Origin of the sequence: Chryseobacterium pyrolae (genome assembly GCF_025153485.1) — a bacterium.
In the GTDB taxonomy this organism is placed as follows: domain Bacteria; phylum Bacteroidota; class Bacteroidia; order Flavobacteriales; family Weeksellaceae; genus Chryseobacterium; species Chryseobacterium antibioticum.
In genome coordinates this window covers 200203-218128 of sequence record NZ_JANZQH010000008.1, presented here as the reverse complement: position 1 = coordinate 218128, position 17926 = coordinate 200203, and the positions used below count along the sequence as shown (strand labels likewise).

Genomic DNA, 17926 nt, shown 5'->3' with positions numbered 1-17926 from the left:
TATCGTTCACGAATTATTCCGTGCCAGTCCTATCTTTTCCCAGTGTATGTAAGAGTTTATTGAGGTATTCTTCTTCTTTTAATACTTTATAATAAGCAGTTTTGGCATATAAAGTGAAAGAAGAATTTTCTATTTTTATTTCTGCATCTATATGGGATGGAGACCGTGTTTTTTCGCCATGATATTCACGAATATTCAAAATATATTCTTTGATAGAGGTATCAATCACATTTTTAAGAATATCACATTGGGCATTGTTTTTTATCTTTTCCAATGATTTGATCAGAAAAGCAGTAACTCCATATGAATTGATAACGCTTGGAAATAAAGACTCGTTCTCTATTACATTGTTTTTATCATTCAGCCCGGAATATTTTAAAGTGTCATTTTCAAATATCATATTCACAATGGTTATTAGTTATCAGAAATTTTTAAATATTTCTCAAAATAATGCAGATCGTCCTTGTCTTTGATTGAGAGATAAAACATAATTTGTTCCGGCTCGTTCAGTCGAATGCTGCGGAAGCTTTCAAAATGTCTGATTGGGCAGGAAATGATTTTTTCATTTCAATATCTCAAAATTGCGGTTACCGAAACCTCCAGTATTCTCAACATCATTTTTCATGTAGGAATATGGAGTAATGTATTGCAACATGCAATGGTTAAAACCTGATCATCTAATTCTGAAAGCTGAAAGCTCCCATGTTGCCTTTTACTAAGGTCTTAAGAAATGTATTCAAACTTGATTTTTCAAATATACGGTAGAATAATTCACCTTTTTATGACCTGAATCATATTGAAGATGATATCAATAGACAATTTTCCTGTTTTCTATTGTGATATTTCCTTCCTTTTCCATTTTTTTCAATGTTCTGATAACAGTTTCTACACGAAGCCCCACCAGATTGGCAATCTGCTGCCTTGTGAGCTCTATTTGAAAGCAACTTCCACAGCTGTCGTCGTGATAGCTTTTAAGGTAGTCCAAAAGTCCTTTGAGCCTTGAAACGGGATTCAGGGACGCCATACTATGAAGCATAACAGCTTTAAAATAAAGCCTTTGAGACAGACAGGCATTCATTTCCAAAGACAGATGAGGATGTTTTTTTATTAATTCCAGAAACCGGTCCCTTGGCACTCTGATAATTTCTGATGCTTCTATACAAACTGCATTGGTTGGATAAAATTTATCTAAAAAAAGCATTGAATCCCCAAAGCTTTGTTTTCCACCAAAAATATTATGTATAAATTCTTTTCCTTCATCATCATAATTATTGAGTTTCACTTTCCCTTCTCTGATCTGGAAATAATAGAGTGTATGGTCCCCTTCCCTGTATACGAGTTCACCTTTTTTATATTGTCTGATGTCTCCTCCGGATGAATATAACAGCTCATCGTCAATATTCATGCAGCTTATTGTTTTCATAAGTATCTCTTTAAAAATATGTTCAATAAAAAATAGTGAAATTTATTACTGAAACCGCTTTTAATATAAAATTTTTCAATCTTTAATCTGAATCATTTTATCTTTCTGTTTCATGGTTCATTCAATGCAAGGTATTTCCGTTGATCACTATAATTGTTTTTCGTTTTCTAACAGCTTTCTCCGGACAATTTTCATTGGGAACCTAATTCTGTCTTAGCATATGCAAATACCGAACCTTATTGATTATAAAAACTGTTAAATAAAGTTAAAACAATTACCATAATACAATATAATTAAAATATCAAATAAATATTAAACACAAAAACGACCTATAATTTAACGTATTCGCAAATTTAAACCTACCGCACGACGATTCAGTTATCATGGGTAGCTTAGGGATATTAAAACCCGCTTTAATGAAAAAACGGGTTTTTAAAGTATATAGCTGTAAAATTATTTTTTGATTTTCATAAGCTAAATGATAACCTTCATCATTGTACTTTGATCTTCATTCCAAAGATAGTATAATGACTAAACGTTATTTTATGATTAGAATCATAATGCATTATTTTTGATTATTTTGCAAACTTTTTTGTTCCGGCAACGCATAAGATGACGCCTATAGTAACTCCCAACATTCCCATACTTACCTGTTCATGAAGGAAGTAGGCAGCAAGCCCCAGTCCGAAGAAAGGTTGCAAAAGCTGTAGTTGCCCGACAGTTGCAATGCCCCCCTGAGCCAAACCTTTGTACCAAAATATAAATCCAATGAACATACTGAAAAGAGAAATATAAGCCATTCCAAACCAACCCTGAAAACTAACGGTCTCAATATGGTCCGGGAAGTACATAAAAAACAAAGGAATCATAACCGGTAATGCCAATACCAGAGCCCAGGAAATAACCTGCCAGCCGCCTAATGTTTTTGACAGTTTCGCCCCTTCAGCATACCCCATTCCACATAAGATCACGGCAAGCAACATCAGGATGTCGCCGACAGGTGAAGCAGAAATCCCCTGAGAAACTGCATATCCAATGACTAAAAGACTTCCTATAATAGAAAAAAACCAAAATATAGGATGGGGTCTTTCCCCTCCACGGAGAACTCCAAAGACCGCTGTTGCTAAAGGAAGCATTCCCAAAAACACAATAGAATGGGCCGAAGTCAGATATTGAAGCGCCAATGCAGAAAGAAGCGGAAAACCAACGACACAACCAATTGAAACCAGCAATAATGGGAATATTTGCTTTTTTTCAGGACGTTTTTCTTTATAGATCAGTAAAACAGAAAGTGCCAGGATTCCTGCAATACCGGCACGGGCAATGGTTACAAAAATAGGGCTCATTTCCATCACTGCTAATTTGGTGGCCGGCATTGATCCACTAAACAACAATACGCCTATAAAGCCGTTGATCCATCCGCTTACACTTTCGTCTTTTGATATTTTATCAATCATCATTTTTATATTTTTTTTAATGAGTCAAAATTAGAAAGCCAAAACGAATAAACACAGTCCCAGTTTTGTATATTTGCATGAGCACAGTTAGAAACAATGAGCAAAGAATTTATTTATACAGAAATTGCAGACGGAATCGCTTCACAGATCAGAAACGGAGTTTTGAAGGCTGGAGACAGGCTGCCTTCCGTAAGAATGATGTGTCAGGAGCACCATGTGAGCATGAATACAGCCAAGCGTGTATTTCTGGAACTGGAATCACAGTCATTAATAGAATCCAAGCCGCAGTCAGGTTATTTTGTCAGCAGGCTGATGTCTGTAAAGCTTCCGCTTCCCGAAGTGAGCCGTCCGTCTTTGATCGCCAATAATGATGAACCGGATGAACTGATAAGCCGCGTTTATGAGAATATGGGTAAAAAAGGAATCACTTTTTTCTCTATAGGAATTCCCTCAGGAGACCTTCTCCCACAAGCTAAGTTAAAGAAAGAAATCATCAATGCCACCCGTGAATTGAAAGATGGCGGAACAGAATATGAGGAGCTTCAGGGAAATTTAAAGCTTCGGAGAATGATTGCGGTACGCTCTCTTCAGTGGGGTGGAAATCTTAACGAAAATGATCTGGTCACTACCAATGGCGGGATGAATGCCCTGTCATTTTGTCTTATGGCTTTAGGAAAACCGGGTGATACGATAGCCATTGAAAGCCCTTGCTATCCTGGAATCCTTCAACTGGCCAACGGGCTTGGTTTAAATGTCCTGGAGCTTCCCACTCACCCTACGACAGGTATTGAAATTGAAGCGTTGCGAAAAGTGATTCCACAGATCAATCTGTGTTTATTGATTCCAAATTTCAATTCTCCTTTGGGAAGCTGTATGCCGGACGAAAATAAAAAGGAGATCGTAAGGCTTCTCTCTGAACATAACATTCCTTTAATAGAAGATGATGTGTATGGTGATCTCTATTTTGGTTCCAGCCGTCCGAAATGTTGTAAATCCTTTGATAAAGACGGAAATGTATTGTACTGCAGCTCTATTTCAAAGACGCTGGCTCCGGGATATCGCGTAGGATGGATTGCCCCCGGAAAATACAAGAACAAGATTATGAAGCTGAAACTGCTCCATTCAACTTCATCTATTTCCATTGTGAACGAGGCTGTGGCTAACTTTCTGAAATCCGGCAGATATGAAAAGCACCTCCAGCAAATGAGAAGGGCTCTTCAGAATAATTATCAGAATTATGTACAGACGATCGCAGACTATTTTCCTGAAGGCACCAAAACAAGCCGCCCACAGGGAGGACTTTCACTATGGGTAGAATTTGACAAAAAGATCCGCACCACTAAACTGTATGATCTGGCGATTAAACAGAACATCAGTATTGCTCCTGGCAGAATGTTTACCCTACAGGATCAGTTTGAAAACTGCATGCGTCTTTGCATTGGTCTTCCCTGGACGGAAGAAACCCAATTATGCCTGCAGCAGGTCGGAAATCTTGCGAAGAAAATCTGATATTATTTATCCGGAACGAAGTTTTTTCTTGCCAGTTCCTTTCTTACGCGGCTTAGACTTTCAGGAGTGATTCCAAGGTAGGAAGCGATCATCCATTGCGGAACTCTCAGGAGAAGGTCCGGATACATTTTGATAAACTTCATGTATCTCTCTTCTGCGGTTTCGCCCAGCAGGGAGTTGATCCTGTTTTGAAGACTTCGGATATGCTTTTGCAGCAAGAAATCACTTCTTTCAATGCTGTTGGGGAACTGTTCTACCAGCTTGTTAAAGAAATCAGGGTGAAGAAACAGCACTTCGGTATCTTCCACTGCTTCTATATAGTAAATGGATTTTTCGTTAAAATAAAGACTGCTTCGGTCAGAAATCAGCCAGCTTTCGGGAGCGAACTGTATGATGTGTTCTTTCCCATTCTTGTCAATGGAATACATCTTCAGCAATCCTTTTTCCACAAAGAATATATGCCTGCATATTTCACCATATTGTAAAAGAAACTGATTTTTAGGTATTTTCTTTACTTCATAGTGTAAGCTGCACATGTTCACCTTTTCTATAGGAACATTGAGTACTTTAGCTAAATACGTGTTGATATTCTTCATTATACAATCTGTCTAACGGATATATCTTCATGTGAAGAGCTGTCGACCACTTTTCCATCTTCTATAATGATTAACTGCGGGCTTTCATGTCTGATGCCAAGATCGTCAGCGATCTTATTTGAGATCAGTCTGTGCTCCAGCAGATCCAGATAATACAAATCCGGTTTATCATTTAAACCATCTATTTCTTTTTCAAAGTTTTTCAAAACCGTTGTGCTGATGAAGCATCGTGTTGAATGTTTGAAAATAGCAATTCTATGGTGATAAGAAGCTTCTATAGCCTGGGACAGATCTTCTGAAGATTCTATTTTTTTCCAGAAAGATTTACGTTCAGGGTTTTCTTCTTTTCCTCCGAATATTTTATCAAAAAAACTCATACATTAAATTGTTTTAAATGATGATCAAGATGTTTGTATTCTAAAAATCCCCAGTCCTTTTCAGTCATTGTGCCAAATAATCTGTGGTGGTCCGGAAGCTCTTTATTTTCAGATGCGGTCCGGAAGTCCTTCAGTGTATTCAGCAGATTGGTTTTTGATCCATCAAAATCACATTCAAAATTAACGATTAGTTTTCGAAAAGTAGGCATGTTTCGGGGAATTCCGTTATTAAAAATCTGCATTTCTATTTTGGTTGCTGCCCCTACCATCTTAAAGAAGATATTGATCTCCGGAAGATCAATCTTCCCCAAAGCTACCTTAAGAACAAGTTCACAGTGCTTTAACATCTGAGAAACGTTCATTTGTCCCCATTTCCGGGGAGCATTTTCAGCAAGCAGGGAAATTCTCTGTACAATCTCCTCAAAATAAATTGGGTTGTGCAGACTCTTTTTTACCACCCTTTTTCTTTCTTCAGGTTTTCAATGTGAGCAAAATGATGATTACAATGCCAAACATAAAGGGCAAGATAGTTTCTCAGATCGTAATTCTGGTTTTGTTCAGGATGATGAAAGGTTCTTTCGAATTGTTTATTCGTAAGAGTTTTAAGCAAAGCTGCCCATCTTTGATGCGTACCCTTGATCATTCTCATGGCGGGTTTTATCGGCATATTGACGCTGTCCTGCAGTTCTGCCCATTTCGCTTCATCATAAGGTCTGATGGTAGGATTGTCTTCCGTTAATGCCAATTTAAGACGGATAAAACTGTTGATATGGCTGTCAGCAATGTGATTCACAAGCTGCCGTACCGTCCATCCACCTTCTCTGTAAGGGGTATCCAACTGATCATCAGAGAGGTCTTCTATTAAGTTTTTAAGCTTTTCAGGAAAGTTTTTGATGACTTTAATATATTCATCAAGTTTGATATCGCAGATATTCTCAGGCTGTTGGTACTCACCTATCGGAAACCTCTTCTGTTCTAAGTTGCTCATTGTACTCGTTTTATTTTTTTAATATCGCAGTTTTATCCGGTTATTAATTTTTGGACAATTTTTTAAATGCCGTGAATGTAAATTTATCAAAAATCAAAGAATTTAAAATGAAGAAAACGTTAATTTATTGGTTATAATTTACAAAATATGGACTGAAGTATTGAGGTCTAAAAAAAGCTTCAATTCTATTAAAATTGAAGCCCTTATTATTTAAATTCATGCATTAATATCCATGCAAATCAATACCCTCTGTTCTTTGTAAAGTCACTTTCTTGCCCATTTTCTTTTGAATCACTCTGAAATGCTGCAGTTCATCATCCGTTAGAATATTGATAGCCGTTCCTTTTTCGTTCGCACGACCCGTTCTACCAATACGGTGAATATAGTCTAAAGGAGAACGCGGCAATTCATAATTAATGACGCAAGGTAAAGACTCGATGTGAATTCCACGCCCAATTAAGTCTGTAGCCACTAAGATCTGAGCCCCATTTACTTTAAATTCTTCTAAATTATTTCGACGCGCGCCTTGTGATTTCTGACTGTGAATAGCGACTGCTTTAATTTTATTTTTTTTAAGCTTTTCTACCAAATTATCGGCAGATCTTGTAGACGAAACAAAGATTAAAGCTTTTTCAACTTTCTTTTCTTTAATTAAATACCGTAAAAAAGGACCTTTATTTTCCGGTGAAACGTGATAAGCCAGCTGTTCTATATGATCAATTTCAACTTCATCCTTTTTTATTTCAATTATTGTAGGATTAATTGATAAACGCTCCTTCATTTCAGCAACTTTATCATTTAAGGTAGCCGAAAACAGAGTCGTTTGTTTGATGACAGGCATCAGAGCGAAAAGCTTATTCATTTCTTCTCCAAAACCTAACTGAAACATTTTATCCGCTTCATCAATTACTAAATGCTGAATTCCTGAAATACTCAAGGCATTATGATCAATTAAATCCAATAAACGGCCCGGTGTTGCGATAAGAACTTCTACCCCAAACATTCCTTTCATCTGCGGATTGATAGAAACCCCTCCATAAACAGCCATTGTGCGAATCTCACGCTTTAGATTTTCTGTGAAAGCCCTGAAAACTTCATCAATCTGAATGGCCAGCTCACGTGTAGGAACCAATATTAAAACCTGAACATTACGATCTTTTTTAACTTCTGCATTCTGTAATTTCTCTAAAATAGGCATGACAAAACAAGCCGTTTTTCCGGAACCTGTCTGGGCAATTCCCATCAAATCTTTCCCTTGCAAAATAACAGGAATGGCCTGCTCTTGAATTGGGAATGGCTTTAAATACCCTAATTTGTTGACAGAATGAATAATATTGTGTGATAACCCTAACGACTCAAATGACATAAAATACTTATTTACTGCAAAGATAAGCTATTGATATTTGGTTTAAAATTTTATATTGCCGATTTGTCCGATAATTCAATTTTGGACAATTTTTTGAGTATTTTTATCCAAAATTCGAGAAATCTTAATATGAAAAAAGCGTTAATAATCGTAGATGTACAGAATGATTTCTGTGAAGGCGGCGCATTGGCAGTTCCGGAAGCAAATGAAGTGATTCCTTATATCAATCTTCTGATGGAAGAAAATGAATACGACCAGATCGTCCTTACTCAAGACTGGCATCCTGCTGATCACAAAAGTTTTGCCAGCAATAACAACAGAAAAGTAGGAGAAAGTATTATCCTGAACGGTGTTCCACAGTTTATGTGGCCGGATCATTGTGTTCAGGGAACTTTCGGAGCAGAATTCCATAAAGATCTGAACAGAGATAAAGTAACCCATATTATTCAAAAGGGGAAAAATACGGAAATCGATAGTTACAGTGGTTTTCAGGACAATAATCATTTTATGAAAACAGGGCTGGATGATTTCTTAAAATACCACGATATCCAGTTGCTTGAAATCGTAGGACTTGCCCTGGATTACTGTGTGAAATTCACATGTACAGATGCTATTGCAAACGGCTATATTACGTGCCTCCATTTCAACGGAACTAAAGCCGTTAATGTGAAACCTGATAATGGCAGAGATGCTATTTATGATTTAATCCAAAAAGGGATTACGGTTCTGGGATAGAACGTACCACTCTTTTTAACTACCCCGTTTTTTTGCTTTGCAAAAATCCACACTACATGGAAGGGGAATCAGGGTCGGTATAAGCTTATCTTATTAGAAAAGGCTTCATGCATATCAATAAAAAAGCGCAGAAATAAATTTTCTGCGCTTTTTTAATACTTATAATTCTCTTTAAATGATTAAAGCATTTTAAGATTATTAACTTCTAGTTCTGTAAGGATTCTCCAGTGTCCACGTTTGATATTCTTCTTTGTCAATCCGGCAAACATCACTCTGTCTAAAGTTTCCACTTCATATCCAAGTCTTTGGAAAATTCTTCTGATTACACGATTCCATCCACTGTGAATTTCAATTCCAAGTTCATTTTTAGGTTTTCCTTCAATGAATGAAATCTGATCTACTACCGCGATTCCTTCATCAAGACGAATTCCTTCTACGATAAGTCTCATATCTTCATTGGTCAGTTTTTTATCCAGCGTCACATGATAGATTTTTTTAGCATCAAAAGAAGGATGCGTCAGTTTTTTAGTCATGTGTCCGTCATTCGTTAAAAGAATAACTCCAGTTGTAGAACGGTCCAGTCTTCCGACAGGGAAAAGACGGTACGGTGATGCATTGGCTACCAGATCCATTACGGTTTTTCTCGCTTTGTCATCTTTAGTGGTAGAAATATACCCTTTCGGTTTATTTAAAAGCACGTATACCGGTTTTTCAGGCGTAATACCCTGTCCGTCAAAAACTACTTTGTCAGTCTTCTGAACCTGATATCCCATTTCATTCACTACCACTCCATTTACTTCTACCAGCCCCTGCGTGATCAGTTCGTCAGCTTCTCTTCTGCTGCAAATTCCTGAGTTGGCGATATACTTATTAAGACGGATGGTATCTTTATGAACGTCTTTTTCAATCTTGTTTAACCTTCTTTTCTGTACAAAAGACCTTGCCTTATCTTCATTTTTGTCATCTCCACTTGATGGTCTTCTTCCATATTTCAAACTGCCTCTTTCATACTTGTCTCTGGTACCAAAACTCTTCCCATCTCTTTTTGGAGCCGGTTTACCGAAAGTCTTTCTCTCACGTCCTTCATTTGCATTGGTGATGTATGCTCTACTCTCAGTTTTCGAACCTGGATCTTCATCTCTGCTCTTAGAACTTTCTTCACTTTTTTTGAAAGGTTTCTGTTCAAACTTTGAATTGTTTCCTTTTGGGTCAAAATTTCTTTCGCCAGCTTTAGGAAAAGGTTTCTTAAAAGGTTTTGATCCTGAAGAATTTCCAGATCTAGAAGCGCGAGAATCATCAGAATTTTTTCTTGTTGAAATTCTTGGTCTTTTTGGTCTTTCTGAATTATTATTATCTCTGCTCATTCTAAAAATTTTTGCAAAGATAGTAATTTAGTTACGAGTTAGAAATTAAGAATCATAACTTTGCAGAATAGTTTTATTTTAATTTTAAAGAAACCCCGATAATGATAACAATATTAAACGATGATTTTTCTCAATTAAACACCTTCCTGCATGAAAAATCTTTCAGTAAGATCTTTATTTTAGTTGATGAAAATACCCATGAATATTGTCTTCCGGTTCTTTTAGGTAACATGGAAACAGACTTAGGCTTTGAAATTTTAGAGATCGAAGCGGGTGAAGAAATGAAAAATATCCAGACGGCCAACCAGCTTTGGGAGATCCTGACAGAGATGCAGGCCGACAGAAAGGCACTTGTCATCAATCTAGGAGGCGGTGTGATTACAGATATGGGTGGTTTTATTTCATCTACTTATAAGAGAGGAATTTCGTTCATCAATATCCCCACTACCCTTTTATCGATGTGTGATGCCTCTATTGGAGGGAAAACAGGAATCGATTTAATGAACTATAAAAATATGGTGGGAACTTTTGCCTTCCCGGAACAGATCTTTATTTACCCTAAATTTTTAGAAACACTTCCGTTTAAAGAATTGCGCAGCGGTTTTGCAGAAATGCTGAAACATGGCCTTATCGCTGACAAGGCACATTGGGAAAGCCTTATTCAGATTCATAAACTGGAGGTAGAAACAATAGTCCCCCATATCCAGACTTCTATGGATATCAAGCAGGATGTGGTGGAGAAAGATTTTCATGAAAGAAATATCAGAAAAACGTTGAACTTTGGGCATACAATCGGGCATTCTCTAGAAAGTCTTTGTCTGAGTCAGGGAAACCCGATCCTCCACGGTGAAGCCGTAGCCATGGGAATGATCTGCGAAGCTCATCTGGCTTATCTTGAAGACCTTATCAGTGAACAGGATGCATCATCTATTATTGAAAACCTTCGGAGATACTATCCTTACCTTGATATAAGTGATTTTACAGACGAAAGTATTACAGCTCTTCTTCTTAATGATAAAAAGAATACGGATAGTAAAATCAATTTTTCTCTGCTTTCAGGGATAGGTTCATGTACGTATGATCACCAGTGCAGTCAGGAAAACATCCTGAAATCTTTGGAGTTCTACAGAAAACTCAATGATTTATAACTTAAATTAGAAATAGTAACAATACAGTTTGTCCCGGAATAAGTTGATATATGGTCAATTTGTTCCGGGACATCTATTATAGTCAATTCTTATCTGCTCTTTTCCTTTGTAAGTATTAATCGTTTTTGTTGTGAAAATAGGCAGGCTCCTCCACAACAACCAAACTATATCTATTTTAGGTTTATTTATAATATATTATAATGAAAAGTATGATGATTTAAGGTTATTTCCACATCATTCTCATATAATTCAAGCTGCTTTTGGAAAGGGTTTAATTTATATCATTTCTAAACAAACGTTTATTTTAATTTACAAAACATTGACAATCAAATAGTTGTGATAAAAACCACTTCTATTTTCAATAATTTCACTACTGACTTTTATCATGTTATTCATTTTTGGCAAGCAATTTGAAAGATACTCTGCGTCAAACTCAGTAGTAAGGTTTGACGGTAGTAAAATTTAAAATTAGAAATAGTAAATATTAAAAAATTAAAGTTATGAAAAAGTTAATTTTAGGATTAGCAGTAACTGCAAGTTCACTGGCATTCGCACAACAGACTCCAACGTCTTCTTCTAACCCGGTAACATTTGGTGTAAAAGGTGGAATGAACGTATCTTCTCTTTCTAAAGATGAAGGTTTAGATGATCAAAAATCTAAAATCGGTTTCAACGCAGGTGTATTTGCTAACATTCCAATTGCAGAATCATTCAGCATTCAGCCGGAAGTATTATACTCTCAGTATGGTGAAAAGTCAGAATATAAATTAGGTAACACTAACTATTCTGCTTCTACTAAACTAGATTATATCGCAGTACCGGTAATGTTCCAGTACAATTTGATTCCTAACCTTTATGTTGAAGCTGGACCAGAATTCGGGTTTTTAGTAAGTGCTAAAAACAAATTCAAAAACGAATCTACTGGACAATCTTCTACAACAGACAACTATAAAGATAACCTAAGTACATTTAACTTCGGTATCGGTCTAGGTGCAGGATATTACTTCACTCAAAACTTTGGAATTACAGCTAGATATGTTGCTGGTTTAACAGACATCGCTAAAGACAGACCTAACGGATCTGATGCAACAAGAAACAATACATTCCAGGTAGGATTAGCTTATAAATTCAAATAATAAGCTTCAACATTCAGATAACAAATTTTATATTCAATAGGAAACCGGATTATTTATTTAATCCGGTTTTTTTTGTTAATTCAGTATTTTTGGCAAGGAGTTTGCGTATATAAGATCAGCTGAAAACTTGATTTTATTATCAATGTTAGCTAGCTACAAGTTTCTTCATATACAAATTGATTTCAATAGAAAAGGTCAGGTTTATTCGTTTAAACCTGACCTTTTCGCCTTAAAATATGACTTTTGTCAGTTTACTCCCTTTGGCGGGAATTTTGCTGCACGGTGGGAAGTACTATTAAACTTAAAAATCATGAAAAAACTAATTTTAGGATTAGCATTTGCAGGAAGCCTTTTGGTGAATGCACAAGAAAAAACAGAACAAAAATCTACTTCACCTATTACATTTGGAGTTAAAGCAGGATTCAACGCTTCTACCCTTTCTACATATGATGGGTATGATAACGATCAGAAAATGAAGGCAGGTTTCAATGCAGGAGTATTCGTTAATATTCCGGTAGCAGAAAAATTCAGTGTTCAACCCGAACTTCTTTTTAATCAATTAGGTTCAAAAATTGAAGAAAGAAACAGCTCCAGCAACAGCTACAGAATGGAGTACGACTACAAAAAAACACTAAATTACCTTTCTGTTCCGGTAATGGTACAGTATAATATCCTTCCTCAGTTGTATGTAGAAGCAGGACCGGAATTTGGTTTTCTTTTAGGAGGGAAAGACAAAGGAGAATTTACCGCTATCAAAACTTCTGGAAATACTACCACAACCGAAACAACAACTTTCTCAGACAAGATTGTTAAAGATCTGCACAATAGATTCAATTTCGGGATTGGTATTGGAGCTGGATATTATTTTACTCAGAATTTTGGAGTAACCGCAAGGTTTACAGCTGGTATTACCGATATTTATAAGGAGAACAGTGGAAATGCCATTAGAAACAATGCTTTCCAGGTAGGTGTAGCTTACAAATTCAAATAATCAATTTTATATTCAACAGAAAGCCGAATTATTTTATTGAATTCAGCTTTTTGATAGAAATAAAAAAAAGGTCAGGTTTATTTATTTAAATCTGACCTTTTCACAGGAAATCACGTTTATCAATTCCCTTCCTTTGGTGGTAGTTTTGCTGCACAGTGGGAAATACTATTAAACTTTAAAAATCATGAAAAAACTAATTTTAGGCATAGCATTCGCAGGAAGCTTTGTGGTTAATGCACAGGAAAAAACAGAACAAAAATCTACATCTCCCATTACATTTGGAGTAAAAGGAGGAATGAATATTTCTTCTCTTACCGATGGAAATGAAGATGCCTATTTCAATTATGAGCGAAAGGCAAAAATTGGTTTTAATGCAGGAGTTTTTGCCAATATTCCGGTTTCGGATAAGTTCAGTATTCAGCCGGAAATAATGTATAACGGGCTGGGATCAAAAATAGAGAGCACTATATTCTTTGATATTCCTTCTGCCAGAATGAATGGTAAGGAAACCTTGTCGTTAAGCTACCTTTCAATCCCATTGATGTTTCAGTATAATATAATACCCGATCTATATGTGGAGGCAGGCCCGGAATTTGGATTTCTGTTGGGAGGAAGATCTAAAAATGAGTTGACCCAAACCAGCAATCTGGATGGAACCAGCAGTACGCAAAGTTATTCCGGTAAAATTGCCATGTATATGTTCAATAAATTCAATTTTGGGATAGGACTGGGAGCTGGTTATTACTTTACTCAAAATCTTGCCGTAACAGCAAGATTTACAGCAGGAATTACAGATGTCTACAAGCTCAACACCGGAGATGCCGTTAGAAATAATGCACTTCAAATAGGTTTAGCCTATAAATTCAAATAGAGATATATTATTTTCAAATCATTGCCGGATTCTTTAGGATCCGGCATTTTTCTTTAGCTAAAAACAAAATAAAGTTCCCGGAACTGCTTTTTTGGTACGTCTGAAAATGGTTGAAGGTTTAAAAAGGTTCTACAATTTCAATAGTTATTATTTTGTTTCTTCAATTTTAACACTATGTTAAATCATCAACATAAAGTCAATTTCACTCAAAATCATCTTCAGAAAACAAATTTTCATAACATAATTTTTCTTAAAAAAACTTTAAAAGTATAAAAAACACAACATCAAAAACCTTCTCCAAAGCCCTTTAAATAAGACTTTTTTGAGTTTGGCAAGCATTTTGCAAAATAATTCAAGTCTGATTGATAAATCGGATAAGAAGTACAATAGTAAAATTAAAAAAAAATAAAATTATGAAGAAGTTATTTCTAGGATTGGCAGTTACTGCTAGCATGATGACATTTGCTCAAGAAACAAAAACAGTAAACACGGATCCAATTAAAAAAGAAAAACAACCTATCAGATTTGGTATTAAAGCAGGGGGAAACTCGTCTTACTTCAGTGAGCAGAAATTAAGCCTTGACAACCAAAAAGTAGGATTCCATGCTGGGGTTTTAGTTAATATTCCACTTTCTCAGAAATTCAGCTTACAACCGGAGGTTTTATATAACCAGTTAGGTGCAAGAAGCGTGATCTCATCTACAGATGTAACAACGGGTGCTACCAACGTTAAAACGAAAAGCGAATACAAGACTACCATGAACTATATTTCAGTTCCTTTAATGGTACAAATGAGACCTACTGAAAGATTCTATGTAGAAGCAGGTCCTGAGTTCAGTTACTTCATCAACGGTAAAAACTCTGGAGACAGTACAATTTCTACAACGACAGGAGGTATTACAACCACTCAGTCGGTATCAAACTCTGAGGATATCAATAAAGACAATGTTAACAAGTTCAACTTGGGTCTTGGTTTAGGTCTTGGGTACGATATTACTCAAAACTTAGGAATCAATGCAAGATATATCAACAGTCTTACGGATATGAGAAACCAAAAGCCTGAAGGTACTGAACCATTGAACCACAGAGCGTTTCAATTAGGCTTGAATTACAAATTCTAATAGAAGACAATCAATTATTTAACCTATAGTAAAGGCCGGACTTAAAAATTTTAAGTCCGGCCTTTCGTTTTGAAAAAGATTTTTAGACGTCAGATTTCAGACACGAGACTTACGGATTTGGGGAGTCAGAAAGCTTTATGTTGGCTGACACTGCTATAAAAGATTTCATGTCTAATTATATTCAACAAAGACATAAGGAGTTATTCAAATATTCGCGGATCATCGCTGATTACCCCATCTATTCCCATATCTTTTAATTCTTTTAATCTTTCTTTTGTATTGACTGTCCATGGGATGACTTTCATACCTAATGCATGACATTCCTGTACAAGTGTTGAAGTAACGAGTGTATGATCAGGGCTGTAAATAGTAGGGGTAAAACTTAGAAATTTCATATCTCCGGCTACACCATTCAAATGATTCGGATACTGCCTGAATTTTAGGGCTGGTATGTTTTCGAAATGAGCCTGCTGCTGTGCGATCTTTTTATCATCTACTTTTTCTACCAGAAGAGCAGTCATGATCTTAGGATATTCTTTATGAATGATTTCCAGGGTTCTGGGATCAAACGATTGAATAATTACCCGGTCCTGAATACCTTTTTCTATAATGACTTTCATCATCAGATCTACGAATTCCTTAGGTTCCGGATGAAATATATGGTCAGAAAAAGGACGTGTTTTGGTTTCTATATTATAAAAAGGCAAAGGTCTTTTCAGTTCACGGGAGTAAGCTTCACATGCAGCTATTACGTCTGCGAAGAGCGGTTTTTGAACCTTCATCTTCTTTTGGTCGGGATAGCGATCAAGTTTCTTTAAGCCTACATCAAATGTCTGGATCTTTGCATAGGGCATATCATAAATTTTATAGTAAAACCCGGAGTCTTTCGGAATGTAAGTTCCATCGGGTTTCGTTATTAACTCAGGGGACAGAAAAGCATCGTGGGAAAGGATTACTTTTTTGTCTTTTGTGACAGCAAGGTCCATCTCCAGCGTCGTTACGTTCATTTTAAGAGCATTCTTCATGGCCGGAATGGTATTTTCGGGATATAGGGACTTTCCTCCGCGATGCGCCTGATTATCGAAAGACTGAGAGGAATACCATTGGACCAGTATCAGAAAAGCACCTGTTAAAAATACGTTTTTCATATCGTGAAATTTTAAAGGAACAAATTTAGAACTTGCATTTATACTGTATAAGAAAGGAATATTAAGCTTTTGATACATTTATAAAAACAAAAAGAGCCAGACGTAATGCCTGGCTTCTTCTTCTTTATTTTAAATCGTAGGATATTAATTGAATAATTCTACCTCCTCTCCTTTTCCTACCGGATATTCTTCTGTAAAGCATCCGAAACAGTGATTGGAAGACCCTAAAATTTCTTTCAGGTTTTCTGTGCTTAAGAACTCTAAAGAGTCTACTCCCAGATAATCTCTAAGCTCTTCAGTAGTCATATTCGCTGAAATCAAATCGTCTTTTGAAGGCGTATCGATTCCTAGGTAACATGGTGCAATAATAGGCGGAGAAACACTTCTGAAGTGAATTTCTTTTACTCCTGCATCTTTCAATATCTTTACTAATCTCTTGGAAGTAGTTCCTCTTACGATAGAATCATCGATGATCACTACTCTTTTATCCTTGATCTCAGAAATAATCGGGTTTAGCTTAAGATTAACTACCCTTTCTCTCATTTCCTGTGTAGGAACAATGAAACTTCTTCCGATGTATCTGTTTTTGATCAGAACAGGACGGAATGGGATGCCGGAAGCTTTTGAGAACCCTATCGCAGCCGGAACTCCTGAATCTGGAACCCCAATAACGATATCGGCGTCTACAGGTGCCTGTTCCCAAATCTTTTCCCCTGATTTTTCTCTGATCTCGTATACATTGATATTTTCTAAGGTAGAGTCAGGTCTTGCGAAATAGATGTATTCAAAAGAACAGATCCTTTGCTTGCCTCTCGCTTCATTAACCATGTAAGAATTAAGCTTACCCGGTTCGTTTTCATTTGTATAAATGATTTCACCCGGCAAAATATCACGGACATATTGCGCTCCAACCGCATCTAAAGCAACAGATTCTGAAGCAACAACATATGTTTTTTCGTCAACAGCACCCAAAACTAAAGGGCGGATTCCGTTGAAATCTCTGAATGCAAAGAATTTATTTCTCGTCATTCCTACGACCGAATATGCACCTTCTATTTTTTCCATGGTTGCTTTGATAGCACCCCGTAAGCCTAGATCAAGATTTTTCTGGATTAATCTTAAGATAACCTCTGAATCGGAAGTAGCTCTGAAAACGACGCCTTCAGCTTCCAACTCATTTTTTAATTCTCTTGCATTGGTAAGATTACCGTTGTGCGCGATAGAAAGTATAATCTGATCATATTCGTTTTTGGCGAAAAATGGCTGAAAATTATATTTCTTTTTGTCTCCTGCAGTCGTGTAACGGGTGTGCCCGATTGCAGAATTTCCCATAAAAGCTTCAGGATCCTGGATCTCTTTATAAACATCCAAAACCAAACCTTCATCTTTCATATTGGTAATTTTTCCGTCCTTAAGAACAGAAATACCGCAAGCTTCCTGGCCTCTGTGCTGTAATGCAAAAAGCCCGAACTGCGAAAGTGAAAACGTATCAAGATCATGATCCGAATACATTCCGAAGATACCGCACTCCTCATTCGGAGCGTCCAGTCTTTCTTCTTCCTGCGTTCTGAAAAGATTTCTTCCGTAGGTTTGAGTTTCAAATTGTTTTAAATATTCACTTTTATGAATGTCTAAACTTTTCATTTCTATTTTTTCTAAATTAGAAGTTAGATATTAGATGTTAGAATCTAGTCTA

Annotated in this window: 18 protein-coding genes; 7 read left to right on the top strand and 11 right to left on the bottom strand. The window is 36.4% G+C overall.

Annotated features, from left to right (window positions below):
• Window positions 1–13: 13 nt before the first annotated feature.
• From NZD88_RS16875 to NZD88_RS16865, 3 genes are all read right to left on the bottom strand, one after another.
• Complete coding sequence (locus NZD88_RS16875) at window positions 14–400, bottom strand: hypothetical protein (RefSeq protein WP_259830673.1); 387 nt, start codon at window positions 398–400, stop codon at window positions 14–16.
• A gap of 408 nt (window positions 401–808) precedes the next feature.
• Complete coding sequence (locus NZD88_RS16870) at window positions 809–1423, bottom strand: Crp/Fnr family transcriptional regulator (protein WP_259830672.1); 615 nt, start codon at window positions 1421–1423, stop codon at window positions 809–811.
• A gap of 575 nt (window positions 1424–1998) precedes the next feature.
• On the bottom strand, window positions 1999–2883 hold the full coding sequence (locus NZD88_RS16865; RefSeq protein ID WP_259830671.1) for a DMT family transporter: 885 nt from the start codon (window positions 2881–2883) through the stop codon (window positions 1999–2001).
• Window positions 2884–2976: 93 nt separating this feature from the next.
• Between NZD88_RS16865 and NZD88_RS16860 the strand changes: the two genes are divergently transcribed.
• Window positions 2977–4389 (top strand): aminotransferase-like domain-containing protein, encoded by a 1413-nt coding sequence (locus NZD88_RS16860; RefSeq protein ID WP_259830670.1) that lies wholly within the window; start codon window positions 2977–2979, stop codon window positions 4387–4389.
• Window positions 4390–4391: 2 nt separating this feature from the next.
• Here the strand turns inward: NZD88_RS16860 and NZD88_RS16855 are convergent, their stop codons facing one another.
• From NZD88_RS16855 to NZD88_RS16835, 5 genes are all read right to left on the bottom strand, one after another.
• Window positions 4392–4985: a Crp/Fnr family transcriptional regulator gene (locus NZD88_RS16855; protein WP_034730236.1), complete on the bottom strand. Its 594-nt coding sequence runs from the start codon at window positions 4983–4985 to the stop codon at window positions 4392–4394.
• Window positions 4985–5362: a bacillithiol system redox-active protein YtxJ gene (ytxJ, locus tag NZD88_RS16850; protein ID WP_259830668.1), complete on the bottom strand. Its 378-nt coding sequence runs from the start codon at window positions 5360–5362 to the stop codon at window positions 4985–4987. Before ytxJ ends, NZD88_RS16855 begins: the two co-directional genes overlap by 1 nt.
• Window positions 5359–5820 carry a DUF1569 domain-containing protein gene (locus tag NZD88_RS16845; RefSeq protein WP_259830667.1) on the bottom strand — a complete coding sequence of 154 codons (462 nt, stop codon included), beginning with the start codon at window positions 5818–5820 and terminating at the stop codon, window positions 5359–5361. The genes ytxJ and NZD88_RS16845 overlap by 4 nt, the downstream gene beginning before the upstream one ends.
• Window positions 5814–6350, bottom strand: coding sequence for a YfiT family bacillithiol transferase (locus NZD88_RS16840; protein WP_169233211.1), 537 nt, complete (start codon window positions 6348–6350; stop codon window positions 5814–5816). The genes NZD88_RS16845 and NZD88_RS16840 overlap by 7 nt, the downstream gene beginning before the upstream one ends.
• A 223-nt stretch (window positions 6351–6573) precedes the next feature.
• The gene (locus NZD88_RS16835) at window positions 6574–7716 is read right to left on the bottom strand and encodes a DEAD/DEAH box helicase (RefSeq protein WP_259830666.1); all 1143 of its coding nucleotides are present in this window, start codon (window positions 7714–7716) and stop codon (window positions 6574–6576) included.
• A 129-nt stretch (window positions 7717–7845) separates the two neighbouring features.
• On the opposite strand from NZD88_RS16835, the gene pncA reads away from it, so the two are divergent.
• Complete coding sequence (gene pncA / locus NZD88_RS16830) at window positions 7846–8451, top strand: bifunctional nicotinamidase/pyrazinamidase (RefSeq protein WP_169233213.1); 606 nt, start codon at window positions 7846–7848, stop codon at window positions 8449–8451.
• A 179-nt stretch (window positions 8452–8630) separates the two neighbouring features.
• Here the strand turns inward: pncA and NZD88_RS16825 are convergent, their stop codons facing one another.
• Window positions 8631–9815, bottom strand: a complete 1185-nt coding sequence (locus NZD88_RS16825) for a pseudouridine synthase (protein ID WP_259830665.1) — start codon at window positions 9813–9815, stop codon at window positions 8631–8633.
• Between the two features lie 101 nt (window positions 9816–9916).
• On the opposite strand from NZD88_RS16825, the gene aroB reads away from it, so the two are divergent.
• The 5 genes from aroB to NZD88_RS16800 all read left to right on the top strand — a co-directional run bounded on the left by aroB (window position 9917) and on the right by NZD88_RS16800 (window position 15082).
• Entirely contained in the window at window positions 9917–10963 is a 1047-nt protein-coding gene (aroB, locus tag NZD88_RS16820; RefSeq protein ID WP_259830664.1) for a 3-dehydroquinate synthase, read from the top strand.
• Between the two features lie 500 nt (window positions 10964–11463).
• Entirely contained in the window at window positions 11464–12099 is a 636-nt protein-coding gene (locus NZD88_RS16815; protein WP_259830663.1) for a porin family protein, read from the top strand.
• Between the two features lie 310 nt (window positions 12100–12409).
• Window positions 12410–13090: a porin family protein gene (locus NZD88_RS16810; RefSeq protein ID WP_259830661.1), complete on the top strand. Its 681-nt coding sequence runs from the start codon at window positions 12410–12412 to the stop codon at window positions 13088–13090.
• Between the two features lie 184 nt (window positions 13091–13274).
• Window positions 13275–13961 (top strand): porin family protein, encoded by a 687-nt coding sequence (locus NZD88_RS16805; protein WP_169233217.1) that lies wholly within the window; start codon window positions 13275–13277, stop codon window positions 13959–13961.
• Between the two features lie 413 nt (window positions 13962–14374).
• A complete protein-coding gene (locus tag NZD88_RS16800; RefSeq protein WP_259830659.1) occupies window positions 14375–15082 on the top strand; it encodes a porin family protein in 708 nt (235 codons plus the stop codon).
• Window positions 15083–15282: 200 nt separating this feature from the next.
• On the opposite strand, the gene NZD88_RS16795 is transcribed toward NZD88_RS16800, so the two are convergent.
• Window positions 15283–16230: a glycerophosphodiester phosphodiesterase family protein gene (locus tag NZD88_RS16795; RefSeq protein ID WP_259830657.1), complete on the bottom strand. Its 948-nt coding sequence runs from the start codon at window positions 16228–16230 to the stop codon at window positions 15283–15285.
• Between the two features lie 144 nt (window positions 16231–16374).
• Entirely contained in the window at window positions 16375–17874 is a 1500-nt protein-coding gene (gene purF, locus NZD88_RS16790) for an amidophosphoribosyltransferase (RefSeq protein WP_259830656.1), read from the bottom strand.
• Between the last annotated feature and the right edge of the window lie 52 nt (window positions 17875–17926).

Bases quoted from the DNA above. Each gene is read 5' to 3' on its own strand.
- NZD88_RS16875 (WP_259830673.1), bottom strand. From the start codon at position 400: ATGATATTTGAAAATGACACTTTAAAATATTCCGGGCTGAATGATAAA.
- NZD88_RS16870 (WP_259830672.1), bottom strand. From the start codon at position 1,423: ATGAAAACAATAAGCTGCATGAATATTGACGATGAGCTGTTATATTCA.
- NZD88_RS16865 (WP_259830671.1), bottom strand. From the start codon at position 2,883: ATGATGATTGATAAAATATCAAAAGACGAAAGTGTAAGCGGATGGATC.
- NZD88_RS16860 (WP_259830670.1), top strand. From the start codon at position 2,977: ATGAGCAAAGAATTTATTTATACAGAAATTGCAGACGGAATCGCTTCA.
- NZD88_RS16855 (WP_034730236.1), bottom strand. From the start codon at position 4,985: ATGAAGAATATCAACACGTATTTAGCTAAAGTACTCAATGTTCCTATA.
- ytxJ (WP_259830668.1), bottom strand. From the start codon at position 5,362: ATGAGTTTTTTTGATAAAATATTCGGAGGAAAAGAAGAAAACCCTGAA.
- NZD88_RS16840 (WP_169233211.1), bottom strand. From the start codon at position 6,350: ATGAGCAACTTAGAACAGAAGAGGTTTCCGATAGGTGAGTACCAACAG.
- NZD88_RS16835 (WP_259830666.1), bottom strand. From the start codon at position 7,716: ATGTCATTTGAGTCGTTAGGGTTATCACACAATATTATTCATTCTGTC.
- pncA (WP_169233213.1), top strand. From the start codon at position 7,846: ATGAAAAAAGCGTTAATAATCGTAGATGTACAGAATGATTTCTGTGAA.
- NZD88_RS16825 (WP_259830665.1), bottom strand. From the start codon at position 9,815: ATGAGCAGAGATAATAATAATTCAGAAAGACCAAAAAGACCAAGAATT.
- aroB (WP_259830664.1), top strand. From the start codon at position 9,917: ATGATAACAATATTAAACGATGATTTTTCTCAATTAAACACCTTCCTG.
- NZD88_RS16815 (WP_259830663.1), top strand. From the start codon at position 11,464: ATGAAAAAGTTAATTTTAGGATTAGCAGTAACTGCAAGTTCACTGGCA.
- NZD88_RS16810 (WP_259830661.1), top strand. From the start codon at position 12,410: ATGAAAAAACTAATTTTAGGATTAGCATTTGCAGGAAGCCTTTTGGTG.
- NZD88_RS16805 (WP_169233217.1), top strand. From the start codon at position 13,275: ATGAAAAAACTAATTTTAGGCATAGCATTCGCAGGAAGCTTTGTGGTT.
- NZD88_RS16800 (WP_259830659.1), top strand. From the start codon at position 14,375: ATGAAGAAGTTATTTCTAGGATTGGCAGTTACTGCTAGCATGATGACA.
- NZD88_RS16795 (WP_259830657.1), bottom strand. From the start codon at position 16,230: ATGAAAAACGTATTTTTAACAGGTGCTTTTCTGATACTGGTCCAATGG.
- purF (WP_259830656.1), bottom strand. From the start codon at position 17,874: ATGAAAAGTTTAGACATTCATAAAAGTGAATATTTAAAACAATTTGAA.